The following is a 6,825-nucleotide window of genomic DNA, read 5'->3' on the forward strand; positions in this document are numbered from 1 at the left end:
AGTGGCGCCCGCCGTGTGCGTGCAGGAGACCGACCGGCCGCACGAAAGGTTGTAGGGGCGGGCCCGGGTCTTCCGTCGGCGGTGCGGGCGGTGCGGGCGGTGCCGACGATGCGGAAGGAGCCACGGTAGGGGTCCGGGAGCCGGGGTATACGGGAGGGGTGAGTACGCAGCGGAAGAGCGGGTCGGACCCGGAGGACGTGTTGCTCGCCGGCCTGAGCGTGGACGCGAGCCGGCCGGAGCAGCCGGTGCTCCTCGACGGCTCGGGCAACCCCATCCGGACCTGGCGGGAGAACTATCCCTACGACCGCAAGCTGCGACGGCAGGAGTACGAGCGGGCCAAGCGGATCCTGCAGATCGAGCTGCTGAAGCTGCAGCGCTGGGTCAAGGACACCGGCGCGCGCGTGGTGGTGATCTGCGAGGGACGGGACGCGGCCGGCAAGGGCGGCACCATCCAGCGGTTCACCGAACGCCTCAACCCCCGCGGCGCGCGCATCGTGGCCCTGGACAAGCCGACCGAGCGGGAGACGGGCCAGTGGTACTTCCAGCGCTACACCGCGCACCTCCCGGCGCCCGGGGAGATCGTGTTCTTCGACCGGTCCTGGTACAACCGGGCCGGCGTGGAGAGGGTCATGGGCTTCTGCACCGACGAGCAGTACCGCCGCTTCCTCCGCCAGTGCCCGGTCTTCGAGGGGATGCTCGTCGAGGACGGGATCCTGCTGGTCAAGTTCTGGTTCTCGGTGTCCCGGGCCGAGCAGCGGACCCGGTTCGCCATCCGCCAGGTCGACCCGGTGCGGCAGTGGAAGCTCTCCCCCACCGACGTCGCTTCCCTGGACCGGTGGGACGCGTACACCACCGCCAAGGTGGAGATGTTCCGGGCGACCGACACCCATCACGCACCGTGGACCGTCGTGAAGAGCAACGACAAGCGGCGCGGCCGCCTGGAGGCGATGCGCAGCCTGCTGTGGCGGATCGACTACGCCAGCAAGGACGAGGCGGCGGTGGGCAGGCCGGACCCGTTGATCGTCGGTGCCGCCGACACCCTGCTCGAAGCGGGCGAGGACCCTTCCGAGCTCTCCCCCACGCCTCTGGGCGGGCCGCCGACGGGCCCGGGCCACCACCCGCCGGCGACCCAGGCCGACGGCGGGGACCGGCCGACGGGCGACGCCGTCGGCTAGCGGGTGAGCCGGCCCGCGGGGGCCGCGGTGTCCGGGACGGGCGGCCGTGGCAGCGCTGCCGCGCCACCGGCGCGTACGGCGTCGATGACCGCGTCGTGCAGGACGCGGCTCGCGCTCTCGCTGGGGCAGGACGCCGGGCTGCCGGCCAGTCGGAGCCATTCCGAGGCACCGCTGTACTGCACGGCGACGTGCGCCAGACGATCGTCCTCGGTCCACGTGGTGTGGACGTCGAGCGCGCCCGTGAGGATCCCCGCTTCGACCGTCCTGACACCTCCGCGTCCGGCGAACACGTTGCGCGTGGTCCACGATGCCCAGTTCATCCGGCTCGGCTCCTTCCGCGGTCCCCCGACTCGTCGGGGCCGCCCCGGGGGGCGGGGCGGTCCACCGCTTCTGCCCGCGTCGCGGCGGTCCACACGTGCCGGCGGGCCGGAACCGGGTCCGGGTCGAGCCGGCCGGCGGCGGTACCCCTCGCGTTGATCTTGGAAGAGGGCCTGGCCTACAGTGCTCCGCGGACATCATCGCGTGGCGTATCGGGGGACCACTGTGCAGGCGCTGTCGACTTTTCGGACGACCGGGACGGCCATGGCCGCGGCCCTGGTCATGGCGCTGACCGGGTGTACGCCGGACGGCGCCGGAGGCGCGGCGGCGGGGGCACCGTCACCGTCCGCGTCCGCCGCGGGCGGCACCACGCCGGGGGGCACCACCCCGGCACCGGGCAGCACCGCGCCGGGCAGCACGGCGCAGGGCACGTCGGCACCCGGCACGACGGCGCCGGGCCCGGCGTCCTCCCCGGACGGTGCTTCCGGCGGCGTGGGCCGCAACGGCGGGGCCAGCGGCGGGAGCGGTGAGGGGACCTCCGCCGTACGGCAGAAGTTCATGCTGGACAACCTGCCCAGGGCGGGCATGGTGATGGCCGCGGGCGAGTACGTGCAACGCTTCACCACCTGCCGGACGTACAGCATCGATCCGAGCGACGAGCGGTACTACCCGATGGACGCCGAGTTCGACGCCGACTGGGGCGTGCAGTTCCGCGGTACCTGCGACGACGCGGGCGGGCGCTGGATCCGGGTCTTCAAGACCAGCGACATGAAGAGGTTCCAGCAGGCCTACAAGGCGGACGTGGCCAAGCGGATGAAGACCGACCCGAAGGCCGGCATCCGCGGCGGCTTCGCCGTCGGCCGGGACTTCGCCGTGATCGCGCCGAGCGAGCGCACCATCCGTGAGCTCTCGGCTTCCCACCTGCTGATCCTCAACTGCAACCCGAACTACCGGCCGACCGGGGACACGCGCACGGCGCCCGCGCTGGTGGACGGCTGCGTCCTGACCGACCAGTTCGTCGCCTGACCCGGCCCGCCCACCGGCCGCCCCCGGCCGCCCCCGGGCGGGTCCGCGCTGTGGCCGGACGGCCGGGGAGCGCCGATACTCGACGCAACCCGTGTCGCCGCGGGGACGTCCCGTGCGGAGGTAGGCCATGACAGCGCAGCACCGGCTCCGGCGTCGGCAGTGGCAGTCGCAGTCGCAGTCGCATCGGCAGTGGCAGTGGCTTCGGCGGGCCGGGTGATGTCGGCCCCCACGGCGGTGTCCGACGGCGCGGCGGAACGCTCCGTCGTGCCGGTCAGCTCCCACAACGAGTGGGACCCGCTCGAAGAGGTCGTCGTGGGCCGCCTCGACGGGGCGACGATCCCCTCCAATCACCCGGTGGTGACGTGCAACATCCCGCCGTGGGCGGCGCGGATGCAGGGGCTGGCGGCCGGGATGCGGTTCCCGGCCAGGCTGCTGGAGCCGGCGCAGCAGGAACTCGACGCCTTCGTGGCGCTCCTGCGGTCGCTGGGCGTCACCGTCCGCCGCCCGGACGCGGTCGACCACAGGCAGCGCTTCGCCACGCCCGGCTGGTCGTCGCGCGGGTTCTGCAACACCTGCCCGCGCGACAGCATGCTCGTCATCGGCGACGAGATCATCGAGACACCGATGGCCTGGCCGTGCCGGTACTACGAGACGCATTCCTACCGTGCGCTGCTGAAGGACTACTTCCGGCGGGGTGCGCGCTGGACGGCGGCGCCGCGGCCGCAGTTGACGGAGGAACTGTTCGATCCGGATTTCTCCGTCCCCCGGGCCGGTGAGCCGATGCGCTACATCCTGACCGAGTTCGAGCCGGTGTTCGACGCGGCGGACTTCGTACGGGCCGGGCGCGACCTGTTCGTCACGCGGAGCAACGTCACCAACCGCATGGGCATCGAGTGGCTGCGCCGCCACCTGGGGCCGGAGTACCGGATCCACGAGGTGGAGAGCCGGTGCCGCACGCCCATGCACATCGACACGACCTTCATGCCGCTCGCTCCGGGCAAGGTGCTGGTGAACCCCGACTACATCGACGTCGACCGGCTGCCGGAGGTGCTGCGGTCGTGGGACGTCCTGATCGCCCCGGAGCCCGATCCGATCGAGGAGCGGCTGCTCAAGGTCACGTCCATGTGCGGGAAGTGGCTCAGCATGAACGTGCTGATGCTCGACGAGCGGCGGGTGATCGCGGAACGGCACCACACCGGGATGCTGCGCGCGCTGGAGCGGTGGGGGTTCGAACCGGTCCCGGCCGACCTGCTGCACTACGCCCCCTTCGGGGGCTCCTTCCACTGCGCCACCCTCGACGTCCGGCGCCGGGGGTCCCTCGAATCCTATTTCCCCTGAGCGGACGCGCCGGAGGCGTACGGCGGCTCCCATACGGAGGCGTCGTGGGCGAAGAGCACGCGGCGCGGGTCGAGTTCGGCGAGGCGGTCCAGCCAGGACCGGTAGCCGGGGAGCGGTGGTTCCACGCCGTCCAGCCGGGCCTGGCGGGCGAGGTGGTCCGCGGCGAAGTCGGAGGCGAAGTCGTGCGCCTGGCCGGCCAGGACCACGGTGCCGTCCTGCTGCCGCAGGACCAGGGACTGGTGGCCCTCGGTGTGTCCGGGGGTCGGGAGGACGAGGACCCCCGGCCAGACCTCGGTCTCGCCCGTGAGCTCCTCGTAGACCGCGCCGGGGAAGTCGACCAGCTCGTCGACGGTGTAGCCGCCCCTGCGGGCCGTGGCGAGTTCCGCCCGCTGGACGAGGACGGGCCTGCCGGCCAGGAGGGGGTTCCCGCCGCAGTGGTCGAAGTGCAGGTGGCAGTTGACGACGAGGGTGACGTCCGCGAGGGATGCCCCCGCGGCGGCCAGGGCGGCCTGTAGCGGGCGGCGGCGGGGCCGGTAGTGGGCCTCGGTTCCCGGGTCGGCCTCACCGATGCCGGTGTCGAAGAGGATCAGGCCGCGTTCGTGCCGGACGAGGTAGGCCAGCACCGGCTCGACGCGCGGGTGCGGGCCCCCCGTCTCGGAGGAGGGCCGGACTAAGTAGCCGAGGTCGAGGCGGCGGACCGCCGTGTCGTTCGCCATCCCGCCATCCTCGCAGGCTCCGCTCCCCCGCGCCGTCCGGTCAGCCGTCGGCGCAACGGCCTTACGGGCGGATCGTGTTCGGCTGCCGAAGCCGACGGGGGGCGGTGGGCGCCGGGCTGAGGGTTCGTCATGTCAGACTGGCGCCATGGAGGAGATGGGGCGGGAGTCGCGGTGGGAGAAGGACGCGATGACGGTGGAGATCGTGTTCGCCCTGGTGACGGCCGGTGCGCTGGCGGCAGCCGTCTTCGCGGCGCTGTGGTTGCCCGCGTGGGCCGTCGGTCTCTCCACGCCGGCCGGCGAGGGCCTGCTCACCGTGGGGGGCGTGCTGGCCGTCGCCGCCGCGGCATGGCGCGTGGCGCGGGTGCTGCTCCGGTTCGACGCGCGGCGCCGCCGGGGGCGCTGATCCCGGAGCGCGGGCCGGTCAGGCGATGCCGATGGTGAACGACGCCTTGTAGCCGGTGCCGTCGGGGATTGGGTCCAGGGTCAGGTGGGGGCCCTTGGACTCGAAGCGGTCGTCCCGCAGGTTCGGGTGCGCGGGGGCCTGGCGGGCCGAGTACGGGGCGCGGCTGAACACCCGCAGCAGCAGTTCCTCGGGCAGGAACAGCTGGGTCGACACCTCGGTGTCCGCGTCCGGGTGCACCTTGACGTGGACGTGCGGGGCGACGTGGGCGTACCAGCCGGGCACGATGGTCCGGAACGTCACCCTGCCCGCGTCGTCGGTCAGCTGGGTGCCGCGCAGGTACGTCGCGCCTCCGGACGAGTACTCCCCGAGGGCGTCGGCCTGCCATGCGTCGACGGCGACGCCCGCGAGGGGCGCGCAGTTCCGGGTGGCGCGGACGACGGTCAGGTCCAGGCGCAGCGGGACTCCCTCGCGGTCCTCGGTGATGTCGGAGCGGAGGCTCGCGTCGGGGACGTAGTAGGGGCCTTCGCCGGTCTCGGGTGAGAGCACGCAGACGGGCGGCGCCGGTGTGGTGTGGGAGACGAGGCCCGCGGGGCTCACCCGGTAGGCCGAGGTTCCGTGCGCGTGCCGGGTGGTGCTTCCGCAGCCGGACGTCAGGGCCGCGATGCCGGCCGCGCCGGCGGCGAGCAGGAGCACCCGGCGGCCGGCCGGGTCGCGGTCGGAGCCGCTCATGGATCACCCCTCGTTGGACGGGGAACGGGTCGCGCCCACCCTGCCCGGCCGGGCGTCCGGAGGGCCACCGCGACGCACCGCGGCCGGGCGCCGTCCCCCGGCCGCGCGCGGGCTTCACCCGTCCGGCCGTGCCGGACGGGTGCGGACGGGGGGTCAGGCCTGGCCGGGCCAGGCGCCGGACGTGCTCCCCCGGTCCTCGACGAAGTGCTTGAACCGCTCCAGGTCCCCCTTGACCTGTCGGTCGACGAAGCCGAACTTGTCGCCGATGGTCTCCGCCATCCCGTCGGGGTCGAAGTCCATCATCAGGGTGACCTCGGTCCGGGCTGGGTCGATCGGCCGGAAGGTCACCAGCCCCGAGTGCTCAGTCTCGTCACCGACGGTCACCCAGGCGACCTTGCTGTCCGGGACCTGGGCCGTGATCTCCGCGTCGAACTCCCGCTCCACTCCCGCGATCCTCGTCACCCAGTGGGTCAGCGTGTCGGTGCGCTGCTCGACCCGCTCGACGCCGTCCATGAACTGCGGGAACGACTCGAACCGCGTCCACTGGTCGTACGCGGTGCGGACGGGGACGTCCACCTCGATCGACTCCTTGACGTGAGACATGTTCACCCTCCTGGCGTGGAACGGAAGCGACCCGGGACCGACGGCTCGGGGTTCGGCGGCCCCGGGTGCACCACATCGGTGCCCCCTCCGGCGCCGGTTGCCCCGCGCCCGGGCCCGGCACTCCCCGAACGGGCCGTCTTCCGCCGCCACGCGGCCCGCCCCGGTCGCGGTCCTCCGCGAGGGCTCGTCCGGGTGATCCGTGCATCGACCGGGCCGGGAGTGGACAGACGCGCACCATGACTCTCCTTCTGCTGACGCTGTTCCCCCTCGGCCTGGCACTCGTCCTGGTACTCACGGCGGATTCGGGTGGGCGGCACGGTCGGCACCGGCAATGACGGGTGGGAAGTGACAGTGGGCGGCGGCGGCCCATGACCGACCTGCTCCTTCCCCCCGCCCCCCCCCCCCCCCCCCCCCCCCCCCCCCCCCCCCCCCCCCCCCCCCCCCCCCCCCCCCCCCCCCCCCCCCCGCCGCCCCCCCCCGGGCCCGGCCCGCCGCCGCGCCGGGCGGGGGCCGCGCC

General features: G+C 73.6%; 8 protein-coding genes. 4 read left to right on the forward strand and 4 right to left on the reverse strand.

Features of this window, described 5'->3' with window-relative positions:
• Positions 1–158: 158 nt before the first annotated feature.
• Positions 159–1,175 (forward strand): polyphosphate kinase 2, encoded by a 1,017-nt coding sequence (ppk2, locus tag ACFY61_RS19720; RefSeq protein WP_389473575.1) that lies wholly within the window; start codon positions 159–161, stop codon positions 1,173–1,175.
• Here ppk2 and ACFY61_RS19725 read toward each other — a convergent pair.
• Entirely contained in the window at positions 1,172–1,495 is a 324-nt protein-coding gene (locus ACFY61_RS19725) for a hypothetical protein (RefSeq protein ID WP_389473576.1), read from the reverse strand. The two genes, ppk2 and ACFY61_RS19725, sit on opposite strands and share 4 nt — an antisense overlap.
• A 262-nt stretch (positions 1,496–1,757) precedes the next feature.
• Here ACFY61_RS19725 and ACFY61_RS19730 point away from each other — a divergent pair, with 262 nt between their 5' ends.
• Positions 1,758–2,519, forward strand: coding sequence for a hypothetical protein (locus tag ACFY61_RS19730; RefSeq protein WP_389473577.1), 762 nt, complete (start codon positions 1,758–1,760; stop codon positions 2,517–2,519).
• 216 nt (positions 2,520–2,735) lie between these two features.
• Positions 2,736–3,857, forward strand: coding sequence for an amidinotransferase (locus ACFY61_RS19735; protein ID WP_389473661.1), 1,122 nt, complete (start codon positions 2,736–2,738; stop codon positions 3,855–3,857).
• Here ACFY61_RS19735 and ACFY61_RS19740 read toward each other — a convergent pair.
• Positions 3,845–4,573, reverse strand: coding sequence for an N-acyl homoserine lactonase family protein (locus ACFY61_RS19740; RefSeq protein ID WP_389473579.1), 729 nt, complete (start codon positions 4,571–4,573; stop codon positions 3,845–3,847). The genes ACFY61_RS19735 and ACFY61_RS19740 overlap by 13 nt on opposite strands.
• Before the next feature lie 145 nt (positions 4,574–4,718).
• Between ACFY61_RS19740 and ACFY61_RS19745 the strand changes: the two genes are divergently transcribed.
• Complete coding sequence (locus ACFY61_RS19745; RefSeq protein WP_389473581.1) at positions 4,719–4,976, forward strand: DUF6332 family protein; 258 nt, start codon at positions 4,719–4,721, stop codon at positions 4,974–4,976.
• 18 nt (positions 4,977–4,994) lie between these two features.
• Here the strand turns inward: ACFY61_RS19745 and ACFY61_RS19750 are convergent, their stop codons facing one another.
• Both ACFY61_RS19750 and ACFY61_RS19755 read right to left on the reverse strand, forming a co-directional pair.
• Positions 4,995–5,705, reverse strand: a complete 711-nt coding sequence (locus ACFY61_RS19750) for an intradiol ring-cleavage dioxygenase (RefSeq protein WP_389473583.1) — start codon at positions 5,703–5,705, stop codon at positions 4,995–4,997.
• A gap of 153 nt (positions 5,706–5,858) precedes the next feature.
• Entirely contained in the window at positions 5,859–6,308 is a 450-nt protein-coding gene (locus ACFY61_RS19755; RefSeq protein ID WP_389473585.1) for an SRPBCC family protein, read from the reverse strand.
• Positions 6,309–6,825 lie beyond the last annotated feature (517 nt).

It is taken from the genome of Streptomyces sp. NPDC012888, from assembly GCF_042900645.1.
Classification (GTDB): Bacteria; Actinomycetota; Actinomycetes; order Streptomycetales; family Streptomycetaceae; genus Streptomyces.

Bases quoted from the DNA above. Each gene is read 5' to 3' on its own strand.
- ACFY61_RS19730 (WP_389473577.1), top strand. From the start codon at position 1,758: ATGGCCGCGGCCCTGGTCATGGCGCTGACCGGGTGTACGCCGGACGGC.
- ACFY61_RS19745 (WP_389473581.1), top strand. From the start codon at position 4,719: ATGGAGGAGATGGGGCGGGAGTCGCGGTGGGAGAAGGACGCGATGACG.
- ACFY61_RS19750 (WP_389473583.1), bottom strand. From the start codon at position 5,705: ATGAGCGGCTCCGACCGCGACCCGGCCGGCCGCCGGGTGCTCCTGCTC.
- ACFY61_RS19755 (WP_389473585.1), bottom strand. From the start codon at position 6,308: ATGTCTCACGTCAAGGAGTCGATCGAGGTGGACGTCCCCGTCCGCACC.
- ACFY61_RS19740 (WP_389473579.1), bottom strand. From the start codon at position 4,573: ATGGCGAACGACACGGCGGTCCGCCGCCTCGACCTCGGCTACTTAGTC.
- ACFY61_RS19725 (WP_389473576.1), bottom strand. From the start codon at position 1,495: ATGAACTGGGCATCGTGGACCACGCGCAACGTGTTCGCCGGACGCGGA.
- ACFY61_RS19735 (WP_389473661.1), top strand. From the start codon at position 2,736: ATGTCGGCCCCCACGGCGGTGTCCGACGGCGCGGCGGAACGCTCCGTC.